10 protein-coding genes are annotated in these 14,421 nt (G+C 65.9%); 4 read left to right on the forward strand and 6 right to left on the reverse strand.

Annotation, left to right across the window (positions count from 1 at the left end; translation table 11 throughout):
- The first annotated feature begins 1,358 nt into the window (after positions 1–1,358).
- The gene (locus tag ACFV2J_RS17065) at positions 1,359–3,155 is read left to right on the forward strand and encodes a helix-turn-helix domain-containing protein (RefSeq protein ID WP_385081547.1); all 1,797 of its coding nucleotides are present in this window, start codon (positions 1,359–1,361) and stop codon (positions 3,153–3,155) included.
- Here ACFV2J_RS17065 and ACFV2J_RS17070 read toward each other — a convergent pair.
- Positions 3,122–5,323: a tetratricopeptide repeat protein gene (locus ACFV2J_RS17070; RefSeq protein WP_385439339.1), complete on the reverse strand. Its 2,202-nt coding sequence runs from the start codon at positions 5,321–5,323 to the stop codon at positions 3,122–3,124. The two genes, ACFV2J_RS17065 and ACFV2J_RS17070, sit on opposite strands and share 34 nt — an antisense overlap.
- A 41-nt stretch (positions 5,324–5,364) precedes the next feature.
- The gene (locus ACFV2J_RS17075) at positions 5,365–5,829 is read right to left on the reverse strand and encodes a hypothetical protein (RefSeq protein ID WP_385081479.1); all 465 of its coding nucleotides are present in this window, start codon (positions 5,827–5,829) and stop codon (positions 5,365–5,367) included.
- 298 nt (positions 5,830–6,127) lie between these two features.
- Here ACFV2J_RS17075 and ACFV2J_RS17080 point away from each other — a divergent pair, with 298 nt between their 5' ends.
- Together ACFV2J_RS17080 and ACFV2J_RS17085 are read left to right on the forward strand one after the other, a co-directional pair.
- Entirely contained in the window at positions 6,128–6,679 is a 552-nt protein-coding gene (locus ACFV2J_RS17080; RefSeq protein WP_385081480.1) for a hypothetical protein, read from the forward strand.
- Positions 6,676–7,101 carry a hypothetical protein gene (locus tag ACFV2J_RS17085; protein ID WP_385081482.1) on the forward strand — a complete coding sequence of 142 codons (426 nt, stop codon included), beginning with the start codon at positions 6,676–6,678 and terminating at the stop codon, positions 7,099–7,101. Before ACFV2J_RS17080 ends, ACFV2J_RS17085 begins: the two co-directional genes overlap by 4 nt.
- 354 nt (positions 7,102–7,455) lie before the next feature.
- Here ACFV2J_RS17085 and ACFV2J_RS17090 read toward each other — a convergent pair whose 3' ends face one another.
- The gene (locus ACFV2J_RS17090) at positions 7,456–7,878 is read right to left on the reverse strand and encodes a hypothetical protein (protein WP_385081484.1); all 423 of its coding nucleotides are present in this window, start codon (positions 7,876–7,878) and stop codon (positions 7,456–7,458) included.
- Between the two features lie 630 nt (positions 7,879–8,508).
- Here ACFV2J_RS17090 and ACFV2J_RS17095 point away from each other — a divergent pair.
- Positions 8,509–9,699, forward strand: a complete 1,191-nt coding sequence (locus tag ACFV2J_RS17095) for an IS110 family transposase (protein WP_385081485.1) — start codon at positions 8,509–8,511, stop codon at positions 9,697–9,699.
- A 48-nt stretch (positions 9,700–9,747) separates the two neighbouring features.
- Here the strand turns inward: ACFV2J_RS17095 and ACFV2J_RS17100 are convergent, their stop codons facing one another.
- The 3 genes from ACFV2J_RS17100 to ACFV2J_RS17110 form a co-directional block, all read right to left on the reverse strand.
- Positions 9,748–10,185: a VOC family protein gene (locus ACFV2J_RS17100; protein ID WP_385081486.1), complete on the reverse strand. Its 438-nt coding sequence runs from the start codon at positions 10,183–10,185 to the stop codon at positions 9,748–9,750.
- A 631-nt stretch (positions 10,186–10,816) separates the two neighbouring features.
- The gene (locus ACFV2J_RS17105; RefSeq protein ID WP_385081487.1) at positions 10,817–12,190 is read right to left on the reverse strand and encodes a hypothetical protein; all 1,374 of its coding nucleotides are present in this window, start codon (positions 12,188–12,190) and stop codon (positions 10,817–10,819) included.
- 658 nt (positions 12,191–12,848) lie between these two features.
- The gene (locus tag ACFV2J_RS17110; RefSeq protein WP_385081488.1) at positions 12,849–13,451 is read right to left on the reverse strand and encodes a hypothetical protein; all 603 of its coding nucleotides are present in this window, start codon (positions 13,449–13,451) and stop codon (positions 12,849–12,851) included.
- Between the last annotated feature and the right edge of the window lie 970 nt (positions 13,452–14,421).

Consider the following 14,421-nt stretch of genomic DNA (forward strand, 5'->3'; position numbering starts at 1 on the left):
TGGGAGAAGCACCGCGAACAGCCTGACGCGCCTGTCGCCGAAGCATTTGCGCCAGTTGGCCCAACCAGGGGCACGACTATGTGACGGCCCATCTCGTGTCTCTTGCAACAGCCCTCAAATGACTCCTCCGTTGGATTCAGACAACGGTGCTGCCCGCCTTCACGTAGCATAGAAAACGCGATGAGCAGATCGCTTCCTTTTCTTCCCGTAACGTGTCGGTGCGGTGCCGCAGAGATGAAGTAATACAGTTCCATGCCAGCCGCGAAGCCCGCTGACTGTTCGAGCAATACTCGCGACGATTGGCACGTTCATTTCCCCAGGCATGCCAGGCAAGTCATTCACTCCACACAGCGGTTACCGCAGCTTGCGGTGGAATCGTCCCGCACTTTCGGCACTCGGCGAGATGCTCTCCTAGGTGCGCCCACGCTATACGGGCTCCTCTTCCGAGGTCTATAGATTCATCATGGGAACCATGCTCCGCGCGTCCCCGTAATGGAGGAAAGGTTCGACTTGCCAGATCCACGGCCTGCGCTTTTTTTCAGCGAGGGCGAAAATAGGCTTATATCACAATGCAGCTCGCTCGCCATCCGTTGAGGCATCCTTCACCACCACCCCGCAATCCGGCTTCGCCATGTACACGAAGACACGCCATGCAACACAAAGCGAAACCAAAGGAGCACAGAAACATACAGGGGGCGCGCACTACGCAGTGCGCGCCCCCTCGCAAGCTCTTTGCGCCCCTCAAATTTCTTCTCACTGACCGTAGCCGGGAGGACCGCTTACCCACACCAGGAGTGAGAATGGCGGCGGCCCGGCTTCAAGATCACTGCCGGACCGTAGATACATGCACGCCTCATTACCGCTGCTCTTCACGGTAGGGCCGGGCATAAACGGGAGCTGAGTGGCGACAGGCTATTGTCATCATCAGCTAGGTCCGGTTGACGGCGGGCCGGGTCACACCACAGAGCGGGTGTGACCCGGTCCGCCGTCAACCGGTAAGGAGGTGACATGTTCTCTGCCCGCGATCCTACGGATCCCAAGGACGGAGATCAGCTCTAGGCGCTGCCCCGCTCGCAACGGGAACAACAGTGCTGTGGAGTCACCAGACGTGGGGCCCCGTGTCAGGCGTTCAGAAATGATGCGGGGTCCTACGTCGTCCGGCAGGTCGCTGCCGCTTCGCACAGGTCCATACCGCCAGCCGCGCCCGCCGTATTGAAGAGGGTACGCACACAGCTTGCACAGTGCCCCTGGTCAGGAGCACTCGACACAGTGAAGTTCCCTCTGTCGTGGCTCGTTCGGCGGATATAAAATGTACCTCGTGGCGAGAGGGGGAGGTTGTGGGGCGGGGCATGGCACGGATGTTCAGCGGCCGGCGACTGCAGGATGCACGCCTGGCCGCGCGTGACGGTCGTGGGATGACGGCCGAGGAGCTTGCTCGCCTCAGCGGAACCAGCAAGCCTCAGATCCTCGCTTACGAGAATGACCTGCGGGTTCCTGAGCCTCCCCGGATCAAGGACCTGGCGCGCGCGTTGGGAGTTTCACCTCTCGCCCTGGCCGACCAGTCCACGATGGCTGATTGGACGCTGGCTTCTTTACGTCGCGCCAGCGGTCTCCGCATTTCCGATGTATGCACAGAACTGCAAATTAAGCCGCATGTTTATCGACGGGTCGAGACCACAGGGTTCACGGGGCAGGACTGCCATGGCGTGACCCCCCGTCTGGCCGCGATGATGAATGTCCTGGTGCAGGATGTCGAGAATGCAATCTCCAACGAAACCCTTTTCCATTCCCGGCTGACGGAGATATCCGCACTGGTAGCCCAGCTCGTGCAAATTTTTGTGCGCCCTGGGAACTTGGATGCACCCGCCGCGGATGAACCCCTCGTACAACAGATCAGCGCCCGTCTGGGGCGTCACGCACTGGCCGTATCGAAGATTCTCGGGCATGAGGTGCGCTCGCTCAGGGAGACACACAGGCGGGCCATGACCGAAATGGCGATCGCTCATTATGGCGCGACTCCCGAGAAGCAGGAGCGGGCGAGCCGGCGAATGCACGCCGAGAATCGCGTACTAGCGAATGCGGAAGCCGTACTTGCACAACGTCTGGACATATTTTTCCGCTCCCAGCTTTCCCCGGAATCGTGGCACTTGCTGACAAAACTGCACCTGCTGCATTCTCACAGGAATTCCAATCCGTCTCTGCTCTGCAGTCCGGATGATATTCGAAGTATCGGCGCGTTCGCCAAGAGCTCCGGAAAAGATGAGCAGACGGTCGCCATCACACCGGAAGGGCAACGGCATTACGGAGCGTTCAAGTCATGGTACGACTTGCAGTATCCGTGGATTCGGAAGCAGAACGAAGCCTACGAGAAGTCATTGCTGTCGGACCGGTCAGAGCTGACGACCCGGTTACAGCAGCGGTTCACCGAGGCGGAGACGGTTCTGTTCAGTTTCGATGGTGTTCTGTGTCGTCTGTTCACCAGTGACGGTCACACCATTACGGGTCATATAGCGCAGGCGGCTCACAATCTGCGGCTGTTCACCGGTCCTGCGGCTCCTGCCGATCCGGTCGCATTACTGCGTTCTGTAGTCGATCAGGGTTCGGCTCAGCAAATCCGTGAGCTGGACGACATACTTGCGGGCTACGAACTGGAGGCGGCACGGCACGCGGTACCGCTGCCCGGGGCTGTGCAGCTTCTGGAATCACTCTCCAAGGGGCCCTGGCGAATGGCTGTGGTGACCGACCACGCCAGCTCGGCGGTCGAGGCATTCTTGTCCCCGCTGCAGACGGGGCGCTCTGCTTGGGCCCTGGAGGTGTTCGGGCGGCCTCGCGATCCTCGGCTGATGAAACCGAACCCGCACGCGGTGGCTCTCGCCGCAAGCCAGTTGGGAGGTGCTCGGTCGCGGACGCTCCTCATCGGAGAGTCTGTGGCGGACGCACTGGCTGCGCGCGCTGCCGGGGTGCGTTTCATCGGGATCGCAGCCACTCGCTCCAGAGCCCGCATGCTCCGCGATGCCGGTGCGACACGCCTTGTCACTACCTTGTCCGAGCTGGCCACAGCCGTGCAGCAGTGCGCAGCTGTGTCAGCCGATACCTCAGTCGAGCTCCCCGCTGTGACGGCCTACGAGCCGGATCGTCCGTCGGCCGATGACTGACCGGGTGGCGTGCATGCGGCTACGGCAGCGGCGGCCTGCCGACTATGGGGGTGATGCGCGCCGAGGGTGTCCGTCATTTCCCGGTGGACGACGCTGAGCAGATAGCGTGCCGGTTCCAGCTGGCCGTTTTCGCGCATCGCACACCCGAGCCGGTAGGCGGTGTGCAGTGTCTGGGGATGCCGGGCGCCGAGTACTCGCTCGCGGACCTGGCGGATGTGCTCATACTCGGCGAGTGCCTCGCCCAGTTGTCCTCGGTCATGGGCTAGGCACGCGAGGTTGTGGCGAGCAGTCAGGGTGCGCGGGTGCTCTTCACCAAGGTGAGTACGACGCCAGGTAAGGACGTGCTGGTACTCGGCGTGTGCTTCGTCGAGACGCCCCAGGTGGTGCAGAACGCGCGCGAGTTCGTGGCGGGCGGTCAGTGTGTGGGCGTGCTCGTTCCCCTGAGTTGTGCGCCGCAGGGCCAGCACTGCGGTGAGTTCGGCCTCCGCCTCGTCGAGGCGTCCCAGGTCGTGCAGAACGCGCCCGAGTTCGTGGCGGGCGGTCAGCGCGTGAGGGTGACGATCGCCCAGCAAGAGCCTGTAGCCGCGTTCCACTTGCCGGTAGGCGAATTCTGCCTGATCGAGTTCTCCGAGCTCGTGCAGGACGCCGGCGAGGTTGTGCTGGACGGAGAGGACGTCCTCGTTGTCCTGACTTTGCCGGCCTTGATGGAGCTCGAGCAGGCGAGCAAATTCATCGCGGGCCGATCGGAGAAGGCCGCGGGCCAGGAGGTAGCGGGCCGCGTTCTCCGAGCTTGCCGCGACGCCTGTTTGCAGCGGCGCGGACAGGTTCGCCAGGGCCTCCTGCTGGCGGATGAGGAAGAGCGGGTGTGGCGCAAGGAGATGCCAGGTCGGCCAATTGTCCGGTTCCTCCGGCAGCCCGGCGTGCTGCAGGGTGCAGGCCTGCCTCAAGAGCTCGGCCGCCAGCGGTAGATGGTGCATCTGGCGGCTTGCGTCACGAATGAGGGGGTGGACCCTCAGCGCGGGCGGCGCCTTGGGGTCGGCGGTCACTGGCGGTACGTCAGCGGGCGTGTCGGCAGCCATGTCGATGAGATGAAGAGCCGCGAGGGCTTTGAGGGTGCGCCACAGGATCCTTCCGTCAATGCCCTGGAAGTCCGGGTACCGGGCCAGCGTGCCGGGGTGCAGCACAGAGATCGGGATAGGCGCCTCGGCGAAAACCGACAGCAGAGCCAGCAGAGGCCGGGCGTAGGTGGCGCCGCGGTGGTGGAGGAGGTCGAGAGAGAGGCGCCATGTGCCAGAGATGGCTTGGGCGGGATTGAGCGCGTCTGCGTGCGGGCCGTCCAGGGCTCGCCTGAGGGCGGCGAAATCGTCGGGGGCATCAGGTTCGCGGAAGGCACGGGGCATGGCGTTCACCTCGGCTAGGTAGGCACCCGCCAGCTTGAGAGCCAGAGGCAGTCCTCCCAGACGTCGAGCGAGACTGCGGGCGGCGGGGCGCGTTCCGGCGTGGGGGCCGGCATGATCCGTCAGGATGCGGGAGGCGTCTTCGTCGCTCAGCGGATATACAGGGTGAAGTGTAGCGACGGTGCCCCAAATACTGGGGGTGCCGTCGCTGGTGGTCACCAGGACGAGTCCGCAGGGGCAGGTGTGTGGACGGGCCCAGCCCGTCCCGGCGGCGAACGATCCGGGCCCGTCGAGAACGGTGGGGTCGTCGGCACCGTCGACGATCATCATCCAGGGGGTTCGGGAACGGCTGAGTGTCTGCCACAGGACATCTACGAGTTCGTGCGCGTGGGTCTGACGGCCGCGCAGACCCAGGCGCCCGGCTAAAGCCCGCAAGCCCTCCTCGAGGGGCTCCGTCCTGCGGGCGCTGAGCCACCATAAGGAAAGCCGTTCGCCGAGGTGCTGTTGCGCTCGATAGGCGGCTTCCAGAGCAATGGCTGTCTTCCCGCAACCGTTGAGACCGTGCAGAACGTGTACCAGACCGTCTGGCAGGCCGCCGAGGTGAACGCGAGTGAGGGTGTCGACCAGTGCCTCTCGGCCTCGCAACGGCAGCAGGGGGTCACGCAGTCCCAGGGGAGCGGACAGGGTCAGCGGGTGACCGGTGGAGGCGCTGCGCAGGATGGTCTGTCTGATATCGATGCGGCCGGCGGCCAGAGCTCCGTTCTGTGCCACGATTTGCGCCTGATGCGGAAGATCACCCTGCGACGGCGCCATCAGGGGCGCTGAGGTGGTAAAGGGGAGCCGATGTTCACCCCGCCTTCGATGTTGACGACAGCGCCAGCCACACCGTTGTCGGCCCGGATACTCATCTCACCGCCAGCCGCTACTCCCCCAGCGTGGGCGACGGGGCCGTAAGCCTGGCGGAAAGTATCGAGGATGGCACCGAGCTCTCGCGCGGCAGCAGTACGAGCGCCATCGTCGGTGATGCCGCTCAAGAATGTTTCGATCCGCGTCTGCCAAATGGCTTCCATTCGGATCCGGTCGGAGGGGGCAGCTCCCGTCAGGGCGGCGCGGGTACGGTCGAGGCGCTCGAGTTCAGCGGTCTCGGTGGCCGGGTCACCGCGCGCGAGCAACCGCGCCAGCGCGGCTTTGACTGTATTCCAGGTGTCGGTGCTCGCTGCCTGGACGACGGCCGCGCCTCCTGCTGCCGCCAGTGCAGCGATCGCGTCGATGCTCATGCTCCCCCTCATGACCGGCGTTCCGCGTGCTGGGCAGCCCGGGTGACTACCCCACCAGGACAACCATTCCTCGGGGAGGCACGGGCCACTCTCAATCTTCGTTGATCGAATTTCCTTTTGAATCATCTGCCTTGGACGTGCGTATCTCTCAATAGCCACAACGGTCAAGGAGTATGGGATGACGTAGCAGTAAACGCGCCAGGGGCCCTGCATCGCTACTGTCGTTCTCACAACACGAAGTGACGGTGCCTTCGAGGGCCGGCACCGACTGCGGATGCCTCTGAAAGGAGAGCTCTCCTTGATCGGTTCACGGCGCGTCGTCGGCAGGACGGCCGCGCAACGGGAGGTAATGCGCCGCCTGTATGAGCTTCACGTGGGACCGCTACGCCTGTTCCTCCTCCTGGAGTGCGCGCCGCTGACCATCGACCCGCTGGATGTCGCTGACCAGGCGTTCTTCCGAGTGTTCGACGAGCGGGGCGAGGCGTTCGGTTTCTGTGACCTACGGAAGGCCGCAGAGGGAATCGTCAATGCGCTCAAGGAAAGTGGAGTCGCTCATTCATATGCCGAGTACCGGCTCGAAGATGTCTTCGACCCGTACTTGACTGAAGATCTTGAACCGGTGCGCCGGGCGCTCCGGGCCATTGACCTGCTCAGCCTTGCCGAGCGGCGTGCGGTGGAAGCCGAATGCCTTCACCTCCTGACCATGGACGGTCTGACCCAGACAGTGGGCGGGGCAGCCTCGACAAGAAGGGTGCAAAAAGCAAAAGGGCTAGCCAAGTTGGCCGCGCAGGAGGTCAACCTGGACGTACTGAAGCCCTTTTTCATGCAAATGGGGAGGAATGCACAATGAGTACTACTACGACGAACGGGTTCGCCGTCACGCTCTACCGCCACTACCGCACGTTGCAGCGGCGGCTGGCCGGCGACGAACATGACCTCGACCAGCGGTTCGACGCAATCATGGCTCGTCTGGACGCGCAGGACCAGCAACGCATCAAACGGTGCAGCCCCTCGCGCCTCTCGCGCTGGGCGGCCGCGGCCACTCGACGCCGGACTCTGGGGGCGGCGCGCGGGGCGCTGGCCGGCGGGGCCGCGATCGCCGTGGCGAAAGTTGCCCACGTGGCCCAGGGGGCTCTCAGCCTTGTCATCGCCATCGCTGCCGGATCCGCTACAGCTGCCATGGTCATTGTGCTCACCGACGTCAGGAACACCAAGAAGCTTCCCCGTCGCCAGCGTCGCGAGCGCGGCGACGTTCCGGCGTCCGCGCCGTGACAAGTCATCCCATGGGTGAGCCGGCAGTAGCAGATGAAGCCGCAAGCCGTACGGGTGAAGGCCGGGAAGTGTCGACGCGAGAAGCATGATCCCTTACCTGCGTGACCATGACCTGCCGTCGTAGGCGTAGGCCGCGGACTGGCTTCGGCGGGTCGGTGACCACGGTCAGTCGCTGCAGCATGCCGTAGTGGCGCCCGTCCGCCTGCCCCTCCCGCCGCCGAGTGCCAGGCAGTCGGTGGGCGGCAAAACTCCCATGGCGGTCGACGGAACTCGCCGCCCAAACCGTGGGTGACGCCTGCGGGGCGGATGAGGGGATGCCGTCAAACGGCAGTTCGTAGGTCACACCCATCGCTCTCAAGATCTCGCGGCTGGCGTCCATGGCTTCGGGGATGGCGGGGGAGCCTGCACGGCGCTGCGGAGCTTTTCCTTCAGGGTTTTCGACGGGGCTTCGTTCTCCTCCTGGAAGTGCATGAGCCGGGCTGTGGTCACTCGTATATGGCACTCGCGGGTCCGTTGCCTGATGAGTACCACCCAGGCCCCGTCCTGAGTGAGGAACGCATGCCGGGACGGTTCGTCGCCGGGCCGGGCGTGCAGCGCGAGGCCTCTCGGTATGAAGTGCAGGGCCGCGTCTTCGGCTGCGGCGGTGGCTTGTTCTTCACCGCCGTCGATGTAGTGCGTGCCTACCAGCATCCACCGGTGCAGCTGCAGTTCTGTGCCGTCGGCGCGTTCGGTCTCTCGGGTGTCCTCTTCGATGAGGACATACCACTCATCAGTCATGGCAGGATCCTAACTTGATCTTCAACGTCTGACGTCGAGTGATACGTCGAATTGATCACCGCAACTGCGGCATACACAGCAGCCTGGTGCCCTTGGACTTGGCCTGCCACATCCTTCGGGACTTCGCGACGGTGTGGCACGGCAGCAGGCTCACCAACGTCGAGCCGCATATCAACGAGATCGCTGGTGCCGGCCTCGCGGAGGCACTGCCGCGCTCGACTGACTGGCCGCCGATCACGACCCGGCCCCTCTCCCGCACCCTGCGCAACCTCTACAGCCTGCTGGAGGAACGGGCCACCGTTGGCGCACATGGTGTGAGTCGTCCTGATCGACCCCGTGCCCGTGGCCGGACACCCAGCCACTGCGGCCGTCAAGCCTGCGGTGGCAGCGGTCAAGGTTCCCTACGTTGTTCTGCGGGACCGGGCGAGCCCTCTTCGTATGGTTGGCCCACCCAGGGGCGTCGGGTGTGGCTTTCAAGGTTCTGCCGTCTGTGGCTTCCATCGATTGGCCGCCCGATGCCCCACGACGACTCGGCTGCCAATTAGGAATTGCGAATGATCGCTCCGTAGGGAATCGACAGCGAGGTCGTCCGTCGGGAGGCACCAGCACACCCCACCGCACGGAGGCACCATGGCCAGGATCTGGGCCGGCATCGACGCAGGCAAGACCCATCACCACTGCGCCGCGATCGACGAGAGCGGCCGTCGGCTGCTGTCCCGGCGCGTCGCCAACGACGAACCCGAACTTCTCCAACTCCGCGCCGACGTCCTGGCCCTGGGCGAGACGGTGACCTGGGGCATCGATCTGGCCGACGGCGGAGCCGCCCTCGCCATCACGCTCCTCCTCAATCACGGCCAGCCGGTGCTTTACCTCTGCGGCCGGGCCATCCACCGGGCCTCCGAGGGCTACCGCGGCGAAGGCAAGACTGACGCCAAAGACGCCGCCGTCATCGCCGATCAGGCTCGTATCCGCCGCGACCTTCACCCCTTACGAGCTGGCGACGAGACGGTCACCGACCTCAAGATTCTCACCGGCCGTCGCATGGACCTGGTCGCCGACCGCACCCGCACCGTCAACCGGCTCCGTGCTCAACTCACCGGCATCTTCCCCGGTCTGGAGCGTGTGCTCGACGTCACCAACGTCGGCCCGCTCGTCTTGCTGTCCGGCTACCAAACGCCGGCCGCCCTCCGCCGGATCGGCCGCAAGAGGCTGGAGACGTGGCTGCGCAACCGCAAGGTCCTCCGCGCCGACCAGCTGGCCGAGGTCGCCTTTGAAGCGGCCGAGCGCCAGCACACCAGCCTGCCGGGCGAGGGACTGACCGCCCGGATGGTGCATACGCTGTCGGCGGAGGTGATGGGCCTCAACCAGCGAGTCGCCGAGATCGACAAGCTCATCGAGGCCCGGTTTCGCGAGCACCACCACTTCGAAGTAATCACCAGCATGCCCGGCCTGGGCATCATCCTCGGTGCCGAGTTCCTGGCCGCCACCGGCGGCGACATGAGCGTCTTTGGCACTCCCGACCGCCTCGCCGGCTTCGGAGGCGTCGCCCCAGCACCACGAGATTCCGGGAAGATCAGCGGCAATCTACGGCGCCCCCAGCGATACAACCGCAGACTCCAACGCGTCTTCTACACCTCTGCCTTGTTCAGCATCCGAACGTGCGAGGAATCCCGGCGGTTCTACGATCGCAAACGTGCCGAGGGTAAGCGTCATACCCAGGTCGTCCTGGCTCTCGCTCGCCGCCGCGTCAACTTCCTCTGGGCCCTTCTGCGCGACGGACGGCGCTACGAGCCGGCTCCGCCGGCAAGGGCTGCCGCATAGGCAGGGACGCGACACGCTGCGCGCGGCCAGTTGGTCTGACCGACCCCGTCAGACCAGGCAAAACTCGTTACCTTCCGGGTCTGCCATCACCACGTGATCCGGCCTGCCCTGCAACTCGTCCTCGCGGACCACGGTCGCGCCCGCAGCGGTCAACCGCTCCACCGCCTCGACCACGCGCGGCCAGCGCACCTCCCACGGGGTTTCACGGCCGCCACCAACTTGCACGTCGATATGCAGCCGGTTCTTCGCCACCTTTGGCTCCGGCACCTTCAGGAAGGACAAGGTGGGGCCCACGCCGTCCGGATCTGAGAGGTACGCCCCGTCATCCCACTCGTCCTCCGGAACCTCATGATGCGAGAACCACTCCTCCCAGCTCCCGAACCCTGCGGGCGCGGGCTTCTCCTCGTAGCCCAACGCCAGCGCCCAGAACGCGGCCAGTTTCGCCGGGTACGCGCAGTCGATCGTCAAGTTCCACTTGGTCGCCATGAGCCCTTCCCAGTCGGATGAACGGACTGTACCGCGCACCTCCGACACATCCTGCCCGCTACCTCAAGCGTGCGCCGCGGCTTGACGAACGGCATTAGGAATCGACGGCAGAGGACAAGAGCGAGGCGGACCGCGGCGCCTCCAGAGCTGGATCGAGCACGACGTCCGTAACGGCGCCGGTCAGGAGGGCGCGGTCTCGGAGATCCGTTGCCATCCATTCGGTCTCGGGGAATCGCTCGAGCAGGGCGGGGAGCGACGGAGCCTGGTGGATGGCGGACGACCAGAGTCGTAGGTGAGCAGTTCGCTGCCTCCGTCTCCGCCGATGATGACGCTCGATGGCGTGCGGCCGGCCGCGAGATGTACGAACGCGCCAAGGAACTCTGCATCCAGATCATGCGCAACGCCCAAGAACAGGGCGTCCCGCGCGACGACGTCACCGCGCAGGACATCGCCTTCGTCATCTGGTCCCGGGCCGGGATCATCCAGGCCACCCGCGCCATCGCCCCCCAGGCCTGGCGCCGCCATTTCCACCTGATGCTCGATGCCTTCCGCCCCCAGGGCGCCCACGAACTGGCCTGCAGTGGGCTGGACTGGGGCAACGGCGCCGCGTCGATGCGTCGCAAATCCGGCCCTACTCGGTACTGGCGCCCCGGTAGGTCCCCACGGTCCTGCGCAGCTCTTGGGCCACTTCGACGCGGTTGAGCCTCTTGGCCTGGGCGTAGCAGGTAACAGCGTCCTGGACAGCGGCGGCAGCTTCGAACCATGTGCGCCGCTGGTCCGCACGGTCGCCGTGGTCGTGCATCTGTTCCAGGTTCCTGCGTTCGCGGTCGGCTGTCCGCTGCAGGGTGATCATCGTTGCGGGCAGCCCGATGCGGTTCTCACCTGCAGGGACGGCTGGCTGGTGCTGCGAGTGCGGGGTGAGGACCGGTTCGGCGAGGACGGCTGTTGTCTCGGCTGCGGGTGCCGCTGGCTGGGCGGGGAGCGGGTGCTGCGGACGTTCCGTGCTCGGGAGAGCAGGTGGCGCCGACAGGGGCGTGGGGGCGTGCACGTGGCAGGTCGGCCGGTTCAGGCTCGCCCTCACCCTGGCGTGCTGCTGGTCCTCTACCTGGACCGGAGGAAGACGGGTGGGATCGCCGTAGAGGTCCTCCAGGCGGTCCCGGTCGGCGTCGGTGACCCAGAAGCGGTGGACCTTGGTAGCGGTGCGGAACTGGACCGGCACGATGGTGCCCGCGGCGGTGCGGCGGACGAGGTCGTCGAACAGGACGTCGCGCGGCTTCGGGGTGGCGTGGGCCTGGCTGCACCGGCGCACGCCGTCTGGGCAGGGATAGTCGGCGTGGCTGTCGCAGATCCAGAAGTCCAGAGCGCGGAACCCGGAGACGACCCTCAGGTCGCCGGTCCGGGCAATGACGTACGCGGGCAGTCTGTCGCTGCGGGTCCAGTGGGTGTCATTGCGGTCGGCGAACGCTGCTCGGTCGGTGTGCCAGGCTGGGGTGATGCCGTTCTTCTCCGCTTTCGCCGCGCGAGCGCGGACACTGCGCGGCCCGTCACCGCCGACGGCAGACAGTTGCACCTCCCAGCCGATCCGGCGCCCGCCGTCGCCCTCGACCAGGGTGTCGGTCTGGATCCAGCTGCGTCCCACCCGGGTCCGGACCTCGCTGCCACCGCTGAACCCGGCCTCCTCGGCCGTCCGCAGGATGCGTTCCTGGTAGGCCTTGTGCTCATCGCTCATGGGAACGACGTGGCGCTCTTCGTCCTCGCGGCGCTCATGGACCGCTTCGCGCCGGCCGTTGCGCATCCGTAGATGCATCCACGCCACGACACCGGCGTCCTTGCACACTCCCCCGCATTGCAGTTCCCGCTCGGCCACTGGCACGCCCCGCGCCGCCAGCATCCTGTCCATCGCATAGACCGTGCTCCAGAGATCTTCATACTCCGGATGATCGAGATCGTCTTTCGTCAGATCGAGGAAGATCCGCAGCTTTGCGTGCCAGACGACATTGGCCACCCACGACCCGCCTCTCCGAACGGAACACCGTCCAGACAACGGTACGAGGCAGCACTGACATCCGGCAGATACCCGGAACGAACCCAGTCCTGCACGGTGCCGACGCGCGGACCTCTCAGCTCCCTACGCGATGACGAGCCAGCCGCGCCCAGGCGTCCCAACCGTCCGTCAGGCACCAACCCCACCGGTGCAACCGGCGACCGGCCGTGAGCCAGCCTCCGGCCCACCGTCGTCGGTGGTCTCCAGCACGCGACCAGCGAGCGGGCCACCCAGGAGTCGGGCGATCACGGCCGTACCTCTGTCAGGCGGGATCTTCCCGACTCACCCCTTGGTGGAGTTCGGCCCAGGAAGGGCAGCACCAGGGGTGCTGGCCGCTTCCATGTCGGCTCCGGCGGCGGGCTGACGGCAGCGCAGCGGGGCGACCGGCGCGCAACCGGGCTGAGCGCGCCCCGATCCCCGGTTGCGGACGCGCCGTCTCTCCCGTCCGTCCCTTCCTCCTTCACTCCCGCCTGCTGGGCGATCCTGCCCCAGGTTCGCCCAGCAGGGGTACCACCACAGACCCCGGCTGCGCCGGTCCGGCCCGTTCCGCGACCGGCTCCCGGGCAGATGGATCTCCTTCGCGTACACAGGCGCAGCCCTGGCGGAGCTTCGTTGTCGTTCACGTCGATTCGCAGCCAGACAGTTTCCGGGCTGCGGGTTCTCCCAGATCCACCATGGGGGTGCCCTTGAGGCGCGTCACCTTCATCTGTTTTTGGACCGACAGCCCCCCGCCAACGCGCTCCCATCTGATACCTGCCCGGTCGGTGAACGAGAGCTTCTCGACGAACAGGGCAGTGCCTGGGATGGAGTTGTAGTCGGGCAACGGGTCGCCGTTCAGCGCATGGAATTTGGCTTCGCCGTAGAGGAGTTCTGTGCAGGGGCCAAGGTCTCCGTCCATGGTGACAGCCCACATGACTGGGGAAGTGACCTTGTCCGCTACCACGAGCCGCGTTTCGAATATCACCGAGTACACAGGGTCCCGAGACCGGTTCACGATGTGCAGGCGCCGTTTCCCGTGAGCCTCACCTTGTTCCGTCCAAGACGACACGAGCCGTGCCTGTTGCTGAACTTCGTGCTCCGCGTCGTCGCGTGACTGACTGAGCTGGTCCTTTGCCGTCTCCTGGCTCCAGTACGTAGCTACGGCCTGAGCCCACAGCCCTCCGATTGCTGCAACCGCTGCCAGCCCTGTGCCGCCCACTGTGACCACGTGTGCCCACTTCACTCGGCGTACGCGAGTGCCGAACCTCCGCAACCGGGATGCTTCCGAAGCAGGATCGGGATTTGGCGCACGGGGCGCTGGAACTCGCGCCCGAATCCCGTGGATCACGGCTCGCTGGCGTGCCAGGCGTATCCGCTCTCTCCGCTGTGATTGATCGCTCACCGGTCCCCCTCGTTCAACGCCGTACACGCTCGCACAACTCAACGTGACACGTCGCCCACTTATTGATCTTCCCTCTCGCAATGTCGCTACTGGGAAACGACTGCCCTGGCGACGGCTTCGCTGTCCTGCACCTCGAGACGCCTCGGCGGGGCCCTCGTCTCGGCCGTCTCGCTCGGCCACCCTGGACAGTCCCGTCCGGCTCCTGAATTTGGCTGGCTATCGGGCGGCCCCTCCCCTGCGGGTCCGTGCGCGGGAACCTCGGCGGTGCACCGGCGTGGCGCGAAGCCTGGACCCGTTTGATCCTGGCCAGGCCGGACACCCAGCCGGCCCTCGTACGTGCTCTGCCGGCGTGGCCCGCGCTGTGCGCCTGGGGGGATCGCTACAGGAGCGCGCATCCGTCGGTCGTCTCCGCGGTACGCGATGCTCTGGGCACCGACCAGGACGCGTGGAACCGGTTCGCGACCTGCCCGGCAACCAACTCAGGACCGAGTGCCTGGCTGCGCCTCGGTGACCTCCTCGACGCGGCTGCCACAGCAGCACCCTGGCCGAAGCCGCCAGCCAGCCGATAAGCCCTGGTCTTCTCCCGGCGCCGTCTCCGGCGAACGCAGGGATGCGGTCAGGCCGCAGGCTGCCTGGCCGTGGCGGCGCAGCCAGAGGGTGAGGGTGACAACCGTGTCGAGCAGCGCGGCGCGGGCCACGGCGCCGTCCAGGGCGTGCGGGGAACGGCGCGGTGGATGCTCGCGGTGGCGGGCAGGGTGGGCGGGGCTAGGGGGTGGTGGTCGATGCCGCAGGCCCCGTCATCCCGCAGGAT

The organism is Streptomyces sp. NPDC059668 (assembly GCF_042734135.1).
Lineage (GTDB): Bacteria > Actinomycetota > Actinomycetes > Streptomycetales > Streptomycetaceae > Streptomyces.

Excerpts from the sequence above, each read along its gene's own strand:
- ACFV2J_RS17095 (WP_385081485.1), top strand. The coding sequence starts at position 8,509 with ATGGCCAGGATCTGGGCCGGCATCGACGCAGGCAAGACCCATCACCAC.
- ACFV2J_RS17085 (WP_385081482.1), top strand. The coding sequence starts at position 6,676 with ATGAGTACTACTACGACGAACGGGTTCGCCGTCACGCTCTACCGCCAC.
- ACFV2J_RS17075 (WP_385081479.1), bottom strand. The coding sequence starts at position 5,829 with ATGAGCATCGACGCGATCGCTGCACTGGCGGCAGCAGGAGGCGCGGCC.
- ACFV2J_RS17100 (WP_385081486.1), bottom strand. The coding sequence starts at position 10,185 with ATGGCGACCAAGTGGAACTTGACGATCGACTGCGCGTACCCGGCGAAA.
- ACFV2J_RS17090 (WP_385081484.1), bottom strand. The coding sequence starts at position 7,878 with ATGACTGATGAGTGGTATGTCCTCATCGAAGAGGACACCCGAGAGACC.
- ACFV2J_RS17065 (WP_385081547.1), top strand. The coding sequence starts at position 1,359 with ATGTTCAGCGGCCGGCGACTGCAGGATGCACGCCTGGCCGCGCGTGAC.